The organism is Nocardia crassostreae (genome assembly GCF_001613405.1).
Classification (GTDB): domain Bacteria; phylum Actinomycetota; class Actinomycetes; order Mycobacteriales; family Mycobacteriaceae; genus Nocardia; species Nocardia crassostreae.
In genome coordinates, this window is sequence record NZ_BDCH01000040.1 from 88,620 (window position 1) to 103,259 (window position 14,640).

At 64.5% G+C, this 14,640-nt stretch carries 17 protein-coding genes; 10 read left to right on the top strand and 7 right to left on the bottom strand.

Features of this window, described 5'->3' with window-relative positions; translation table 11 throughout:
* Positions 1 to 83: 83 nt before the first annotated feature.
* The 3 genes from NC4_RS35180 to NC4_RS35190 form a co-directional block, all read right to left on the bottom strand.
* On the bottom strand, positions 84 to 476 hold the full coding sequence (locus NC4_RS35180; RefSeq protein ID WP_067547877.1) for a DUF1801 domain-containing protein: 393 nt from the start codon (positions 474 to 476) through the stop codon (positions 84 to 86).
* Positions 477 to 645: 169 nt separating this feature from the next.
* Positions 646 to 1,614, bottom strand: a complete 969-nt coding sequence (locus NC4_RS35185; RefSeq protein WP_067547695.1) for a sigma-70 family RNA polymerase sigma factor — start codon at positions 1,612 to 1,614, stop codon at positions 646 to 648.
* A 394-nt stretch (positions 1,615 to 2,008) separates the two neighbouring features.
* The gene (locus NC4_RS35190) at positions 2,009 to 3,430 is read right to left on the bottom strand and encodes a DUF7782 domain-containing protein (RefSeq protein WP_067547697.1); all 1,422 of its coding nucleotides are present in this window, start codon (positions 3,428 to 3,430) and stop codon (positions 2,009 to 2,011) included.
* A gap of 437 nt (positions 3,431 to 3,867) precedes the next feature.
* Between NC4_RS35190 and NC4_RS35195 the strand changes: the two genes are divergently transcribed.
* The 5 genes from NC4_RS35195 to NC4_RS35215 all read left to right on the top strand — a co-directional run bounded on the left by NC4_RS35195 (position 3,868) and on the right by NC4_RS35215 (position 6,372).
* Entirely contained in the window at positions 3,868 to 4,200 is a 333-nt protein-coding gene (locus tag NC4_RS35195) for a hypothetical protein (RefSeq protein ID WP_245722138.1), read from the top strand.
* A gap of 92 nt (positions 4,201 to 4,292) precedes the next feature.
* Complete coding sequence (atpB, locus tag NC4_RS35200; protein WP_245722149.1) at positions 4,293 to 4,988, top strand: F0F1 ATP synthase subunit A; 696 nt, start codon at positions 4,293 to 4,295, stop codon at positions 4,986 to 4,988.
* 48 nt (positions 4,989 to 5,036) lie between these two features.
* Positions 5,037 to 5,285, top strand: a complete 249-nt coding sequence (locus NC4_RS35205; protein WP_067547707.1) for a F0F1 ATP synthase subunit C — start codon at positions 5,037 to 5,039, stop codon at positions 5,283 to 5,285.
* A gap of 8 nt (positions 5,286 to 5,293) precedes the next feature.
* Complete coding sequence (locus NC4_RS35210) at positions 5,294 to 5,797, top strand: F0F1 ATP synthase subunit B (protein ID WP_067547710.1); 504 nt, start codon at positions 5,294 to 5,296, stop codon at positions 5,795 to 5,797.
* The gene (locus NC4_RS35215; protein ID WP_084530073.1) at positions 5,794 to 6,372 is read left to right on the top strand and encodes a F0F1 ATP synthase subunit B family protein; all 579 of its coding nucleotides are present in this window, start codon (positions 5,794 to 5,796) and stop codon (positions 6,370 to 6,372) included. The genes NC4_RS35210 and NC4_RS35215 overlap by 4 nt, the downstream gene beginning before the upstream one ends.
* Before the next feature lie 7 nt (positions 6,373 to 6,379).
* Here the strand turns inward: NC4_RS35215 and NC4_RS35220 are convergent, their stop codons facing one another.
* The gene (locus NC4_RS35220; protein ID WP_067547714.1) at positions 6,380 to 7,111 is read right to left on the bottom strand and encodes a VOC family protein; all 732 of its coding nucleotides are present in this window, start codon (positions 7,109 to 7,111) and stop codon (positions 6,380 to 6,382) included.
* Positions 7,112 to 7,168: 57 nt separating this feature from the next.
* The gene (locus NC4_RS35225; protein WP_067547719.1) at positions 7,169 to 8,173 is read right to left on the bottom strand and encodes a GlxA family transcriptional regulator; all 1,005 of its coding nucleotides are present in this window, start codon (positions 8,171 to 8,173) and stop codon (positions 7,169 to 7,171) included.
* 93 nt (positions 8,174 to 8,266) lie between these two features.
* Between NC4_RS35225 and NC4_RS35230 the strand changes: the two genes are divergently transcribed.
* A complete protein-coding gene (locus NC4_RS35230) occupies positions 8,267 to 9,595 on the top strand; it encodes an MFS transporter (RefSeq protein WP_169814934.1) in 1,329 nt (442 codons plus the stop codon).
* On the opposite strand, the gene NC4_RS35235 is transcribed toward NC4_RS35230, so the two are convergent.
* Positions 9,566 to 10,003: a DUF3099 domain-containing protein gene (locus NC4_RS35235; RefSeq protein ID WP_084530075.1), complete on the bottom strand. Its 438-nt coding sequence runs from the start codon at positions 10,001 to 10,003 to the stop codon at positions 9,566 to 9,568. The two genes, NC4_RS35230 and NC4_RS35235, sit on opposite strands and share 30 nt — an antisense overlap.
* 77 nt (positions 10,004 to 10,080) lie before the next feature.
* Between NC4_RS35235 and NC4_RS35240 the strand changes: the two genes are divergently transcribed.
* Entirely contained in the window at positions 10,081 to 10,326 is a 246-nt protein-coding gene (locus tag NC4_RS35240; protein ID WP_067547724.1) for a DUF3039 domain-containing protein, read from the top strand.
* Positions 10,327 to 10,342: 16 nt separating this feature from the next.
* Positions 10,343 to 10,738, top strand: a complete 396-nt coding sequence (locus NC4_RS35245) for a hypothetical protein (RefSeq protein ID WP_157555413.1) — start codon at positions 10,343 to 10,345, stop codon at positions 10,736 to 10,738.
* Positions 10,739 to 10,756: 18 nt separating this feature from the next.
* On the opposite strand, the gene NC4_RS35250 is transcribed toward NC4_RS35245, so the two are convergent.
* Positions 10,757 to 11,296 carry a TerD family protein gene (locus tag NC4_RS35250; RefSeq protein ID WP_169814935.1) on the bottom strand — a complete coding sequence of 180 codons (540 nt, stop codon included), beginning with the start codon at positions 11,294 to 11,296 and terminating at the stop codon, positions 10,757 to 10,759.
* Positions 11,297 to 11,637: 341 nt separating this feature from the next.
* On the opposite strand from NC4_RS35250, the gene NC4_RS35255 reads away from it, so the two are divergent.
* Together NC4_RS35255 and NC4_RS35260 are read left to right on the top strand one after the other, a co-directional pair.
* Positions 11,638 to 12,408 (top strand): hypothetical protein, encoded by a 771-nt coding sequence (locus NC4_RS35255; protein ID WP_067547730.1) that lies wholly within the window; start codon positions 11,638 to 11,640, stop codon positions 12,406 to 12,408.
* 24 nt (positions 12,409 to 12,432) lie between these two features.
* Entirely contained in the window at positions 12,433 to 14,562 is a 2,130-nt protein-coding gene (locus NC4_RS35260) for a carbamoyltransferase C-terminal domain-containing protein (RefSeq protein ID WP_218021382.1), read from the top strand.
* The last annotated feature ends 78 nt before the right edge of the window (positions 14,563 to 14,640 follow it).

The following is a 14,640-nucleotide window of genomic DNA, read 5'->3' on the forward strand; positions in this document are numbered from 1 at the left end:
GCCCCCTGATTCGCAATCCATGTGCGAATCAGAGTGTCAGCAGGATCGGTGTACCGCCAGTCCCGGCTCCGGGTGTGCGCGAATCAGTCGGCGGTGGCCTTGATCCACCGGGTGGCGAGATCCACGACGGCTGGAAGCTTCGCCTGCACGTCCTGCTTGTCGGCGAAGCCGATCAGGCCGCGGTCGGGGGAGCGCCAGTCGATCAGGCCGGTCGGGTCGTCGAAGGTGAAGCCGTCCGCGTCGCCGTCCCGTTTCTTGGCGCCGCGGTGGAATATCAGGGCGACGACGTCCTTGGGCTGGAGTTGGAAGGTGATGCGGTCGTCGCCGTTGACGCAGAAGCTGGGGGCATTCCACTTGATCTGTTCGGTGAGTTGGGGATTCGCCAGCAGGATGGCGGCGCGCAACTCCTCGATCTTGGCCTTGCGGGGATGCGGGGAATCGGCGAGGAACTCTTCGACGGTCTGCTTCCTGGCCATGTCCACTCCGGTTGCTCGGCGGTAGTTCCGGACACGTTCGAGGAGTGATCCTACGCCGCACACGAAAAAGCCGGTCGGTTCGCGATACCCGGAGGGGGACAGGCGGGTACCGAAACCGACCGGCGTGGATCGGGCCGACGCCTCGAAGACGGCCCGATGTATCGGAGGCCTAGCTCGCGTAGGCGCGCAGGCGGTCGGCGCGCTCGCCCTTGCGGAGCTTGGACATGACCTCGCGCTCGATCTGGCGGACCCGCTCGCGGGAGAGCCCGAAGAGCTTGCCGATCTGGTCGAGGGTGCGCGGCTGGCCGTCGTCGAGGCCGTAGCGCAGGCGGATGACCTGCTGCTCCCGCTCGTCGAGGGTGGCAAGCACGGTGCGCACATCGCGGTGCAGCAGACCGGCGATGACGGCGGACTCGGCGGAGGTGGCCTCGGAATCCTCGATGAAATCACCGAGCGGGGCCTCTTCGTCATTGCCGACCGGCATATCCAGGCTTACCGGATCCCGGCTGTGATCGAGCAGATCGGCGATCTTCTCCTGCGGAATGCCGGACTCGCGCGCCAGTTCCGCATCGGTGGCCTCGCGACCGAGCTGCTGATGCAGTTCGCGCTTGATGCGGGCCAGCTTGTTGACCTGCTCCACGAGGTGCACGGGGAGGCGGATGGTGCGGCTCTGATCGGCCATACCGCGGGTGATGGCCTGCCGAATCCACCAGGTGGCGTAGGTCGAGAACTTGAAGCCCTTGGTGTAGTCGAACTTCTCCATGGCGCGAATGAGGCCCAGGTTGCCTTCCTGGATGAGGTCCAGCAGCGGCATTCCGCGGCCGGTGTAGCGCTTGGCCAGCGACACCACGAGGCGCAGATTCGCTTCGAGCAGATGCTGGCGGGCGGCTTGACCCTCACGGACCAGGATCGCGAGATCCTTCTTGCGGGCCGCGGACAGTCGCTTGCTCGTCTCCAGCAGGTGCTGAGCGTAGAGGCCCGCCTCGATGCGCTTGGCCAGCTCGACCTCGTCGGCGGCCGTGAGCAGCGCCGTCTTGCCGATTCCGTTCAGGTACACGCGTACCAAGTCGGCTGCGGGGCTCTGGGCGTCGAGGTCCTGTTCGCTGGTGCGCACGTCAGTGGTGGCGGGGCTTGTCATGACTTGCCTCCTGTCGGTGGTGTCTCGCTCTGTTCAACGGACCCGACATCAGGAAAGTTCCCCGCGGCGGGCTGCATAAACCGCATCTGAGCTGCGGTTTTTACGGCGCACGTCTGAGAAGTTCCTGAGAACGGCGCAGGTCGGGGAACACGGCCGTCGCGCGGGCGTCCGCCGGTGTCCGGGCGGTTGCCACCGCTGGACCCGAACTTCGGCTCGCGACAATCGATTACGTGTCAATGACCCCTGCCCCTGCTGCTGGTCCGTCGAGCTGCCGATGCAACGATGCGCAGGTCATCGGCATTCCCCGGATCATGACCAGCAAGCCCGGTATGTGACCGGTATCACTTCCTGAATTCCGGTCTGGGAGGCTATATGACCGCCGAGCGGGGCGAGTTCAGCGGGGATGGATCAGGCCGTGGCGCACCAGGCCGACGACCACGCCCAGCGCGGCGGCTTCGAATTCCGGGGTCGCGGCATCGCCGGTCTCGCCGAAGGCGAGCAGTTCGACGAGTTCGCTCAGCGGCAGGCCGTCGGGGCGCATACCGGCCAGCAGCGCGGCGATGGTGTCGTCGACCTCGTGCTGCCAGCGCGGGCCGTCACCGCGATGCAATCGCGCCACCCGCTGTTCCCAGCCGTCGGGGCCGGGCAGGTACACGCGCTCCAGCGCGGTGGCCGGATCCACTTCGAAACGGGTGGCGAGAATGCGGTCCGGATCCGTGGCCACGGCGCGCAACCAGGCCGAGCGCTCGAAGTAGCGGGTCGCCTCCGCGCCCAGCGGATCGTCGAAGCCGTGCGTGAGGTCCTCGGCGAGCAGTTCGGTGGGGCCGTCGATGGCGCGCAGATAGACGAAGCCGAAGCCGATGCCCTCGACATCCGCGGCGGTGAAGGCGTCGAGCCACTGCTCGGCGCGGGCCTGGGCCGCCACCTCGCGCGGATCCAATCCGGCGTCGCGCAACCAGGTTCCGACATACAGGGCGGGATCGGCGATATCGCGCTGCACGATCCACGCCTCGACACCCTGATCGGGCAGCCAGCTCGACACCCGCGTCCGCCAGTCCTGTCCCTCTATATGCACCCACGAGGCCAGCAGCGCCGCGGTGCCGCCCGGGTTCAGCAGTTCCGGGATTCCGGAGATGACGAGTTCGCTGGCGCCGTCGAGGGCCAGCCCGGAATCGCGATAGGTGTGCTCGATGCGCGCGGGACCCACCACGAACGGCGGATTGGCGACGACCTGATCGAAGCGGCGGCCCGCCACGGGTCCGAACCAGGAGCCTTCGCGCAGTTCGATATCCAGCTCGTTGAGGGCCGCATTGGCCTCGGCCAGCCACAGCGCCCGCTTGCTCACATCGGTGCCGGTGACGGTGCGGCCGTAGGACTTCGCGTGAATGGCCTGCACGCCGCAGCCGGTGCCGAGGTCCAGCACGGTGCCGACCGGATTCGTCGGCGTGGCGCGCAGCAGCGAGAGCGAGGCCTGCCCGACGCCCAGGCCGTGCTCGGCGTCGAGGGAGCGGCGGTGCATGGAGTCGTCGAGGTCCGACAGCACCCAGCGGGTGCCGGAGCCCAGATTGAGCGGACGCAGATCGAGCGCGGCGCGCACCTGCGCGCCGTCGCGGGCGAGCAGTCCGGCGGCCACCGCGCGATCGAGGTCGACGGGGGCCAGCGCCGCGGCCGCCTCGCGCTCGGGCACGGCGTGCGCGTCGTCGCCGAGCGCGTCGAGGAGGGTATCGGCGTCGTAGCCGACGCGGGTCAGCGCGGCGCGCAGCGCCGGAGCGAGGTCGGCGAGCAGGGACGAGGCGGTCGTCTGGTGCGTCGGCATGATTGCCAACTCTGCCACCGCAACCCTCGGGCATAGAGAACCGGCCCCTGCTCAGCCTCGCCGATGTCCGACATGCCGGAATTCAGCGTCATTCTGGCAATTATTCGCAACCTTGCGTCTAAGCTTTCCCGAGCGTTTCCGGGGGGTGGACAAACGGGCTCTACAGACCATTCCGTATGGATTCCCTCGATCCCCATCGGCGGGGCCGGGACCTGCGGAGGAACAACGAGATCGGAGGTTTGCCGGTGGCGGGTGGCCGAAAGTCGTTTCCGCAATTCAAGATCAAAAATTTGAAGATCAGAATTGTTGTCACGCAATGTTCTTCGCCTGTGTATGCTGCGATCATGTGCGGCTCCACGACGAGGTGGTATGACGGCGAGGCGGTGTCATAAGTGGATGTCAACAGGATCCGGCGTCGGACAGCCGCAATAGCGGCAGTGCTGGGCGTCCTGGCTCTGATGATTACTGGTGTGCTGGATCGATTGTTGCTGGGTGTTTACATAAGCGCCGGACTCACCCTCGGCTGGGTTAACGCTCAGCTCACCTGGATGACCATTGTGCGCATCACCGATTCGGAAACGCCGAGTAAGCAGAAACTGGCGATGTCCTCCGCCGCGCGCCTGCTTTCACTGACCGGTCTGGCTATCCTGATCGCCATCTTTACCCGGCCCAACGGCATCGGAATCTTCTTCGGGCTGGCCGTCTTCCAGATCGTGCTGATCTACCACACCGTTGTGCCCGAACTGAAAGGGCTTCGACAGCAATCATGAGCTATCCAGTCGCATCGATCGCCCCACCGGGCGGTCCCTTCGGTCTGTTCGCGGCAGCGGAGGGTGAATCCAAGATCCATGCCGGCGAGTACATGCAGGCGCATCTGTTCGGGATGACCTTCAATGTCGACACCATCGTCTCCACCGTGGTGGCCGCGATCATCGTGCTCGCCTTGGCTTTCTATCTCCGGGCGAAGATCACCTCGGGCGTCCCCAACGGCGTGCAGTTGTTCTTCGAGGCCGTCACGGTCCAGATGCGCAATCAGGTGGAGAGCGCCATCGGCGTCAAGATCGCGCCGTTCGCGGTGCCGCTGGCGGTCACGCTCTTCGTCTACATCCTGGTGTCCAACTGGCTGTCGGTGCTCCCGGTCCAGTACGGCCAGGGCGAATTGATCAAACCGCCCGCTTCCGATGTCAACTTCGTCTTCGCGCTGGCGGTGTTCGTGTTCATCTTCTACCAACTCGCCGGTGTCTGGCGACGCGGAGCGGGCGGCCATGCGAAACAACTGCTGAAAGGCCATACCGGTTGGGGGCCGATGGTCTTCATCAACGTGATCGAGGAGATCGCCAAACCGATCTCTCTGTCCCTGCGACTGTTCGGCAATATGTTCGCGGGCACGGTGATGATCTCGGTGATCACGTTGTTCCCCTTCTGGATCAGCTGGGGTCCGAATGCCGTCTGGAAGCTGTTCGATATGTTCGTCGGGCTCATCCAGGCATTCATTTTCTCTCTGCTGACCATCCTGTACTTCAGCTCGTCCATGTCGCTCGAGCACGACAAGCACTGACCGACGGGCCAACTCCGTACCGAATCGTTTCTAACAAGGAAGTGAAGAATGGAAACTGCGACCATTGTCCAAGGCGCTCTGATCGGCGGCGGCCTGATCATGGCGGGTGGCGCCATCGGCGCGGGCATCGGTGACGGCCTGGCCGGCGCGGCCCTGATCAACGGCGTCGCGCGACAGCCCGAGGCCGAACCCAAACTGCGCATCAACTTCTTCTTGACCGTCGGTCTGGTCGAGGCGGCCTACTTCATCAATCTAGCGTTCATGGCTCTGTTCGTATTCGCTACTCCCGGCAAGTAGACGACGTCATGTCGCCGAGAACAGATGTGGTGGCCCAACAGAATTTTCTGATTCCCAACGGCACCTTCTTCGTCGAGCTGGCGATCTTCCTGATCGTGCTCGGGGTCATCTGGTTCTTCGTGGTTCCGCCGATCCGGAAGGTATTGGAGGAACGGGGGGCGCGCATCAGCGAGACGGCGGTGACCGCCAAGGAAGCCTCCGAGGTATTCGCGGAGGCCGAGGCCCGCTACAACACGGCGCTCGAGAAGGCGCGCGCGGAGGCCGCGGAAATCCGCAACGAAGCGCGCGCGGAGGGCAGGGCGATTCTCGAGGAACTCCGCGGCGAGGCCCAGCAGGAGGCCGACCACATTGTCGCGGAGACCACGGCGCAACTGCGCGCCGAGGCCGATCAGGTCGCCGCCGAACTGCGTGAATCCGTCGAACCACTCGCCCACGATCTGGCCGATCGAATGCTCGGCACGAACGGCCGTACCCGCACCAGTGCCGGTCATCAGAGAGGACAGGGGTCGTGATCGACACGTACGACCTGCTCGCAGCCGAAGGTATCTACAACATCACCTGGGATTGGCCGATCTTCTTCAGCCAGCTGTTCGGCTTCGGCGTCATTGTGTGGTTCTTCGTGAAATACATTGTGCCGCCGGTGAAGAAGGTCATGAGCAAGGCCCAGGAACAGGTCCAGAAGCAACTCGACGACAGCGAGAAGGCGGCGGACCGGTTGCTCCGGGCGAAGCAGGCCTACGACAGCTCCGTCAAGGAGGTGCAGGCCGAGCTTGAGCGGATGCGCGAGGAAGCGCGCATCGACGCCGACCGCATCATCGCGCAGATGCGGGAGGCGGCCACCGAGGAGGTGACGCGCGTGCGGAAACAGGGTCGCGAGCAGATCCTGCAATTCCGCAGGCAGCTGATCCGCGATCTGGAGGCCGATCTGTCGGCCGCCATGCTCGCGCTCACCGAGGAGAAGTTGCGCGAGCACGTCAACACCCCGCAGGCCCGGGCCGAGAGCGTCGAGAAGTTCCTCGAGGATCTGGAAGCCCTGGCCAATTCCGCTCCGGCCGCGCGGCCGGAGCCGCGGACCGGTTGGAGCTGAACGGTTTTCAGGCAGGCGTCCGGCCGGTCAGGCAATAGACCTGACCGGCCGGATCCGTCATGACGAGCCAGTTGCTGCCCTCCGCTAGCCGACGCGCGCCCAGTTTCTCGTGCCAGGCGGCGGTGGCGTGCCGGTCGGTGCAGGCCAGGTCCACATGCGCCGAGGTGGGCCGATCCGCGCCGAGTCGCTGCAACAGCAGATTGATCGCCTGCTGCGGATCCGCCCGCAGCCGGGTGAATTCCGGCAGCGTGCTCGCCGTGAGGTTCCAGCCGGTCAGCTCCTTCCAGAACCGCACCTCGTCGTCGTGATCGGCCGCGCCGATATCCAGGGTGACCTGATCGAGACGGCTGCGATCGCCCTCCGGACCCACCACCGTGGGCGTGAGCTCACCGCCGCCCCGGCCCGCCGGGGTGAGGCAGAAGATCATGCCGTGCGGGGATTTCAGAACCGTGTAGTCCGGATGCTCGAGCACGAGCGTCGCGCCCAGTCCGACCGCGCGCCGCGTCTCGGCCGGGATATCGTCCACGTCGAGATCCAGATGCAGGCGCGGCTCATCGCCCGCGATGGCCTGCATCTTCACCAGGGACGCACCGGACTCCGGGAGCAGGGTGAGGAATTCGGAGTTCTCCCCGCGCCGCGGTGACAAGGCCGAACCGGTGACGGTCGCCCAGAACTCGGCGCACTCGTCGAATTGCGCTGCCGGACGGTCGAGGAACGCCCAGACCCACCGAATCGTCATGCTGTCTCCCAACACTCGTTTGTTCGCGCTGCCGATGCCCGTCCGCTGCCGCCGAGGCTAATCCCGCAATGCGAGCCCCGTCGCCGCGACGGTGTGCACCGGACCGGAACGAAATGTCTTGCGGTAGGCCAGCGGTGACACCCCGAGCTGGCCGAGCATATGGTGCCGCAGCGAGGCCGCGGTGCCCAGTCCGGCCGCCCGGGCCACCTCGTCCACCGGCAGCGCGGTGGTCTCCAGCAGCTGTCGCGCATGCCGGAGCCTTTGTTGCAGCACCCAGGCGCCCGGCGCCATTCCCGTCTCGGCCTTGAAATGCCGGGTGAAGCTGCGCACGCTCATACAGGCGTGGGCGGCAAGGGAATTCAGATCGAGATCGCGGTCGAGATGCCGCAGCGCCCACAGTCGCGTCGCGGCGGTGCCGCCGTCCGATTCGGGGATGTGCCGTTCGATGTATTGCGACTGACCGCCTTCCCGCCAGGGCGGCACCACGCAGTAGCGGGCCACGTCATTGGCCACCGCCGCGCCGTGATCGGTGCGGATGAGATGCAGGCACAGATCGATTCCGGCGGTGAGACCGGCCGAGCTCCAGATGTTTCCGTCCTGCACGAACAGCAGGTTCTCGTCCAGGCGGACCCGCGGATACATGGATCGGAACAGATCGGCGAAACGCCAGTGCGTGGTCGCCCGGCGCTCGTCGAGCAGACCGGCGGCGCCGAGCACGAAGGCGCCGGTGCAGATGGAGACGATGCGGGCCTCGGGGCGAATGGCGCCCAGCGCGGCGGCCAGGTCCGCGTCCAGCGCGCCCTCCACCCGCGGGCCGTGAATGCGGGTGCCCGGCACGATCACCGTGTCCGCGCGGGCCAGCAGCTCCGGGCCGAACTCGGGCACGATGAAATACCCGGTGGTGGAGGCGATCTTATCGGTGCTGAGCCCGCAGACGTGGACCTCGTAGAGCGGTTCTCCGGCCTCGTCGCGGGCCGAGCCGAGCACCGTGGTCGGGATGGTCATATCGAAGCCGACGGTCGGTTCCAGGGCGAGAACGGCCACCAGATGGGGTTTCGGCATGGGGTGCTCCCTCTCGCTGAGTTGGCGTGATCTTTACGCATTGTGGCATTCAGGCCACTCGTTCGCGACCGCGATTTCCGGGACGCTCGTGCGGTGACTGAACTTCGAAACGATCCCGCCACGCAATCACCGGGCGGCGGAACGGCATTGCCCACCCGGCGGCGACTGCATCCGGCCTGGATCGTGGCCGCGGTCGGCTTCGTGACGCTCATCGGCGCGGCGGCCTTCCGCTCGGTGCCCAGCGTGCTCATGGATCCGCTGCATGCGGAATTCGGCTGGTCGCACGGCACCATCGGGGCGGCGGTCTCGGTGAATGTGCTGCTCTACGGCCTGATCTCGCCGTTCGCGGCGGCGCTCATGGACCGCCTCGGCATTCGCCGGGTGGTGGCGGGCGCGCTGGTGCTGGTGGCCGCGGGCAGCGGACTGACGGTGTTCATGACCCAGGCGTGGCAGTTGGTGCTGCTGTGGGGCGTGGTGGTCGGCGTGGGCGTGGGCTCGATGTCCATGCCGTTCGTGGCCATCATCTCCGGGCGGTGGTTCGTGAAGCAGCGCGGCCTGGTCACCGGCGTGCTCACCGCGGCGGGCGCGACCGGGCAGCTGATCTTCCTGCCCTTGATCGCCGCGCTCGCCCATGATCAGGGCTGGCGGTTTCCGGCGCTGCTGGTGGCGGCCATCTCGCTCGCGGTGGTGCCGCTGGTGTGGTTCTTCATCCGCGACTACCCGAGCGATATCGGGGAGACCGCCTACGGTGCGGAGCCGGGCAGTCCGGTCGGGGTGCGGGTCGCCGTCACCGGTGGGGCCTCGCGGGCGCTGACGGTGCTGTTCACGGTGGCGCGCAAGCCGGTGTTCTGGCTGCTGGCAGGCGGTTTCGCGATTTGCGGTATGTCCACCAACGGGCTCATCGGCACCCATTTCGTGAGCGCCGCCCACGATCACGGCATGCCCGTCACCACCGCCGCGGGACTGCTCGCGCTGGTCGGCGTGTTCGATGTGGCCGGGACCATTGCCTCGGGCTGGCTCACCGACCGGTTCGATTCGCGGTATCTGCTGCTCGGCTACTACTCGCTGCGCGGGATCTCACTGCTGTTCCTGCCCGCGCTGCTGGCCCCCGATGTGGAGCCGAGCATGTGGGCGTTCATCATCTTCTACGGCCTGGACTGGATCGCGACCGTGCCGCCGACCGTGGCGCTGCGCCGGGAGCACTTCGGCGAGGACGGTCCGGTGGCCTTCGGCTGGGTCTTCGCCTCGCATCAGATCGGCGCGGCCGTGGCGGCGGCGGGCGCGGGCGTGATTCGCGATATCCAGGGCAGCTACAGCCTGGCCTTCTACATCGCGGGCGGTTTGCGCGCCGTGGCGGCACTCATGTCCCTGAGCATCCGCCGGGCGGTCCCCTCAGCCATCGATGGCGCGGTGCGGGCGTGATTCGATAGCGGTCTGGTCCTCGCGACGGCCGTCCCAGCGGCTGGGCTCGTCCTTGCTGCGGGGCGGCCGGTCATTGGCGATGAGCACCGCGATCCACGGCAGCGGCACCGAGATCCCGATGATGAGCAGCGAGATCACCCAGTTCTCCCACACGCTGTAGGCCACCGCCGCCAGCACCAGGCACGGAATCCGGAACGCCATGAGGATGGTGTACCGCCGAACCCGATCCCGATGCTGCTGCTTCAGTGACGGCGCCGCCTCGGTGATCAGCGCCGGATGCTCTTTCTCCCCCGGGAAATAGCCCTCGGGCTTGCGCGGCGGGTTCGGAATCGAACCGGCTGGATGAAATTCGACCTCGGGGCGATCGCCGCCACCGACCTCGGCCTCGAAATCGCCGTCGCGCTGCATACCCCGAGTCTTCCACTACAGCCTGTCGAAGTCACATGCCGGTGGTTCCGATGAGCCCCCGACCACACCCTGGCATCATGGATCAGGTGAGCGCATCAGACACCCTGGTCCGTCCGGATACGACCACCGACGAGTCGACCGACAACGACACCCCCAAGTTCTTCCACTACGTGAAGAAGAACAAGATCGCCGAGTCCGCCGTCATGGGCACCCACGTGGTAGCCCTCTGCGGCGAGGTCTTCCCGGTGACCAAGTCCCCCAAGCCCGGCTCTCCGGTCTGCCCGGAGTGCAAGCGCATCTACGAGATGATGAAGAAGGACTAGTCGGAGTATCGGGACTGTGAGAAACCAGTTCGAGGTGACGCAGGCGGTTCCCGATCCGTGGGCGAGCCACGCTGTCGCCCCGCACTGGATTCCGTCGCGCGGCTTGAGCAACGGGCTGCACGCCCGGGCCTGGGGAGCGCTCGCCGACCTGGACGAATCGCAGGTCTACCGGGTGCTTTTCGCGCTCTCCGACGCGCGGATCGCGGGGTATGTCCTGCCGGTGCGCGCGACGGTCCTCGAACCCGGTGATCCGGAGGTCGTGTGGCGGCTGCGGGTCGACATGCAGCGGTATCGCGCCGCCGAGGATCGATTGATGGAGCTCCTGCGCTACAGCCGCCCGCGCCGCGCACCTCGGGCGGCGCGCGGCGGCCGCCGCCGACTGCGCGTGCCGTTGGTTCGCAAGGCGCGGTGACGACGACCTGCTCTGCGGCTACAGGAAGCGTTCGAGGTGGGGTACGGCCTCGACCGGGTGCCGGGCCGCTATGCCCTCGTTGATTTCCCGGAACTCCCAGGTTCCGCTCGGGCGGAACAGTCCACCCATGATGAAGCCGGTGCCGGTGACAGCGGCAATGTCGTAGCGGGCCAACTCGGTGGTGGTCGCGCTGTTCACGATGCGGCAGAAGGCATCCTCGACCCCGGACAGATCCTGCCCGGTGTAGCAGGTGGCCACGAAGAGCACGGCCGTCACGGCAGCATCCATGCGAGCCAGATCGACGGTGATGATCTCGTCGTCCCCCGGACCTTCGCCGGTGAGGTTGTCCCAGTGCAGGCGCACCGCCCGGTCGGCGGAGAACATCTGCTCGTGATAGACGACATCGATGAGGCCGACGTCGTCGTAGATCATGGCCGCGATATTCAGATCGATCTCGGCCTGCTTGCCCCAGGGCCTGCGTCGCGCCGGATCCCACCCCAAACCCACTCGCAGATAACTGATCTCGGCGCCTTGCCCATCCCGCAACGGAATTATCACGACCGACCTACCTCGTTTCCCCGGCCAATGCGGTCCATCAGCACGGTCGATTCGGTCATAGCACCCAAGCCACCATGAATCAACGAAACATGTCGGAGGCGACCGCTGCGGCGGATGCGTAGTGGTCGGTCCGCGGATCGGCGGCACGTGCCCCGGCTGGGGCGGGGGCCGCAGCGCATTGGCCCGAAAGGCGTACTTGACGCCCCGTTCGGATTATTTAACCGGCCAAACCGTCTCGATACGCTCAACAGGTGGCCAGCGCAGATCGAGTAGGGGTAAATAATGAATAGGCGGGGGATCGCAATCGTCACAGGCGCGTTACGCGGAATAGGCGCACCGAGATGAGTGAGCACGGTATCGCCGTGGTAGGAAATATCTGCCTGGCAGTCATGATCGTCTGGACCGCCGGACTGGCCGGGTGGGCGATCCGGATCTGGGCGAAACACCGAAAGTATTATCTGTTCGCGCTGCTCGTATCATGTCTTGCTGCCGCTCCGTTCGAGGGTCTACTCGATAAGCTGATAGGCGTCACGTATGCGGTCCCGGACGGTGTTCCCTACGTCCGCCAATTCCAGGAAGACATCCCGGTGTGGGGCATCCTGGTCTATCTGGGCTGGTATTGCACGGCGATCTGCATTTTCATGGTCGCATTGGAGCGGAGCTGGTCGAGCGGCGCCGTCTGGAAACTCTACGGAGCGCTTGTGCTCTTCGATGCGGCGGCGCAAATGTCGATCATCAACGCGGGACTGTACCGATACGTGGGCGGTCAGCCGCTGAGAATATTCGAACTGCCGTTCACGGTTCCGGTCTTCAACGCGGCCCTCGAGTTGCTCACGGCAGTTGCCCTGCGTCTTTTCGTCTCCCGTGCGCACGGGATGAGCCGAATTCTGATTCTTCCGCTCGCACTCGGGGCGTTGTACGGCGGGAATTTCTTCATGAGCGGACCGTCGATATTTGCTGTGATGACGGGTCTCTCCACGGCAACCGCCAGCCTCCTGGGGTTGGTGACCATCCTGTTCTCGCTCCTGACGGTGAATGCCGTGATCGGGTTCGAGACGACCGGTGGCCCGATGCGGCCCGCGCCCTCGCTACTTTCGAATAAATCAGTGTAATTCCACTATCTGAGGAGAGTTGTTTTGATTTTTTTGGGCTACAACGGGTTCACTCGCAGCCGCGATCAGGATCTCATGCTTCCGGGACCGGAAAAAATAGATCACTACGCGGCCGTAGGCCACGATGCCGGAGCTGCAATCATAATCGACGGCCAAGTCGTCGCGGCCGTCGAAGAGGAGCGTCTGAACAGGGAAAAGAAGACGACCAAGTTTCCGTCGAATGCGATAGACTGGTGCCTCGAAAAGGCTGGCATTTCGCTGTCCGATGTGGACTACTTTGCTTTTCCGTGGGCATTTACGGATGAAGTACTCGAGTTGATGAAGGGGGATGTGGCCGAAGCTGTGCCCGACCCGGACCTTCGCTCGATGGTACTTGCGGAGTTCGATAAGTTATACGAGCGACTCTTCGCGCCGGAGCAGATTGCGAACGACTTCCATGCGCAGACCGGGTACAGGATTCCGGCCGGAAAGCTGATTCTCGTTCCGCATCATATGGCCCACCTGATGTGCGGCTACCAGGTACGTGGTGGCGGTGATTCCGTATTCTTCATCAGCGACGGCCGAGGGGAGCGGAACTCGTCTGTTTCGGGCCAGATCGAGAGCGGTGAGATTACCGTCTTCGAACATCTGACCATAGGTAGTGGCAATTCGATAGGGCTGTTCTACAGTGAAATAACCCGCTACCTGGGATTCTATCCGAACAATGATGAATACAAGGTGATGGGGCTCTCCGCATACTGCCCGAACCCAACTGATCCGCAAATTATCGATTCACTGATCACACTCCTCGACCATGGTGGGATCAGATTCACCATTCCGCTGGGCGGTCCACAGAGTCACATCGCCTACGAAAGCGAGCTCGACCGCCTCTTCGGCGGAAACGATTCCACCAGAGATACCGTGGAGTTCAAGGCGCGAGTCGCACGTGCGGCACAGGATGTCCTCGAGCTGGCGACTGCTCATCAGATTGCCGAACTATCCAAATGCACGAGTCTTTCGAACCTGATTCATGAAGGTGGCGTCGCACTGAATTGTGTCAATAATACCAAGGTGCTGGAGGCCGGTAACTTCGCCTCCGTGGATGTGAGCTACGGAGCCAGTGATACCGGACTCCCCATCGGTGCGGCGGCATTCGTCGGTCATGTGTACGGGCACGTCACCCCGGCGCCCTGTACGACATATCTGGGTCCGGAGTACACACACGAAGAAATGCTCCAGGCTACCCGGCTGTTCGAGGATCGCATTGTCGTGACGGAGCTGAATGCTGCCGACGTCACCGCGAAGACTGCCGAATTGCTGACCGAGAAAGTTGTCATCGGCTGGTTCCAGGGCTGCGCCGAGTACGGCCCTCGTGCCCTCGGTAGCCGAAGTATTCTCGCAAACCCGAAGTTCGAGGACATCAAGGACATCATCAATCTTCGCGTCAAACATCGAGAACCGTTTCGCCCCTTTGCGCCCGTGGTTCTGGAATCCGATGCCAACAGACTTTTCGACATGGGGAAACTCGCGCCCTCTCCGGATATGACATTCGTGGTGCCCGTGCGGGAGGAGTTCCGCGACCAGATTCCGGGGGTAAGTCACGTCGACGGCACATCCCGGGTTCAGACGGTTGACGACAGTCAGAACCCGCTACTGGCCGAGTTGCTTCGTGAGGTGCAAGAACGAACCGGTATGGGGTACTTGATCAATACCTCCTTCAATGTTGCCGGTGAGCCGATCGTCGGTTCCCCGGAGGATGCCATCCGATGCTTCTTGAGTACCGAAATCGACTATCTGGTTCTGGGCAATCTGCTGATTCGTAAACCGGAGAGCGTGGACGACGTCTCAGTTGCCGATCGAGCTCCGCTGGCCGTCGTGGGAATCGCCCGGCCCAAACCGGACAGTGCCGACGAGCTGAAGCAATTGCTGCTGTCGTTCGTGGCACCGTCTCGCGCCGAAGACGGGGCCTTGGAGTATCACTTCCACGAGGATGCGAACGACCCGTCGATTTTCGTTCTCTACGAGGTGTGGCGCTCCCAGGAGGATTTCGAGCGTCACCTGGCGCTACCGCACATGGTGTCCTTCTGGGAACGCCGTATGGACTACCTCGAGGAAGACCTCGACCTCCGGTTCCTGTCGATGCAGAGCTCCTACCCGCACCGCAGCGCCGAGTAGACGATCGCGACCCTTGACGGAGTAGGGGTGCCCGAAAGGGCCACCCCTACTTCGTTTTCGATCGTCGGAGTTCGTCGT

What these genes read in the sequence shown, in the direction of transcription:
- NC4_RS35180 (WP_067547877.1), bottom strand. Translation starts at nt 476, where the DNA reads ATGGCCAGGAAGCAGACCGTCGAAGAGTTCCTCGCCGATTCCCCGCAT.
- NC4_RS35185 (WP_067547695.1), bottom strand. Translation starts at nt 1,614, where the DNA reads ATGACAAGCCCCGCCACCACTGACGTGCGCACCAGCGAACAGGACCTC.
- NC4_RS35190 (WP_067547697.1), bottom strand. Translation starts at nt 3,430, where the DNA reads ATGCCGACGCACCAGACGACCGCCTCGTCCCTGCTCGCCGACCTCGCT.
- atpB (WP_245722149.1), top strand. Translation starts at nt 4,293, where the DNA reads ATGCAGGCGCATCTGTTCGGGATGACCTTCAATGTCGACACCATCGTC.
- NC4_RS35205 (WP_067547707.1), top strand. Translation starts at nt 5,037, where the DNA reads ATGGAAACTGCGACCATTGTCCAAGGCGCTCTGATCGGCGGCGGCCTG.
- NC4_RS35210 (WP_067547710.1), top strand. Translation starts at nt 5,294, where the DNA reads ATGTCGCCGAGAACAGATGTGGTGGCCCAACAGAATTTTCTGATTCCC.
- NC4_RS35220 (WP_067547714.1), bottom strand. Translation starts at nt 7,111, where the DNA reads ATGACGATTCGGTGGGTCTGGGCGTTCCTCGACCGTCCGGCAGCGCAA.
- NC4_RS35225 (WP_067547719.1), bottom strand. Translation starts at nt 8,173, where the DNA reads ATGCCGAAACCCCATCTGGTGGCCGTTCTCGCCCTGGAACCGACCGTC.
- NC4_RS35235 (WP_084530075.1), bottom strand. Translation starts at nt 10,003, where the DNA reads ATGCAGCGCGACGGCGATTTCGAGGCCGAGGTCGGTGGCGGCGATCGC.
- NC4_RS35240 (WP_067547724.1), top strand. Translation starts at nt 10,081, where the DNA reads ATGGATCAGGTGAGCGCATCAGACACCCTGGTCCGTCCGGATACGACC.
- NC4_RS35255 (WP_067547730.1), top strand. Translation starts at nt 11,638, where the DNA reads ATGAGTGAGCACGGTATCGCCGTGGTAGGAAATATCTGCCTGGCAGTC.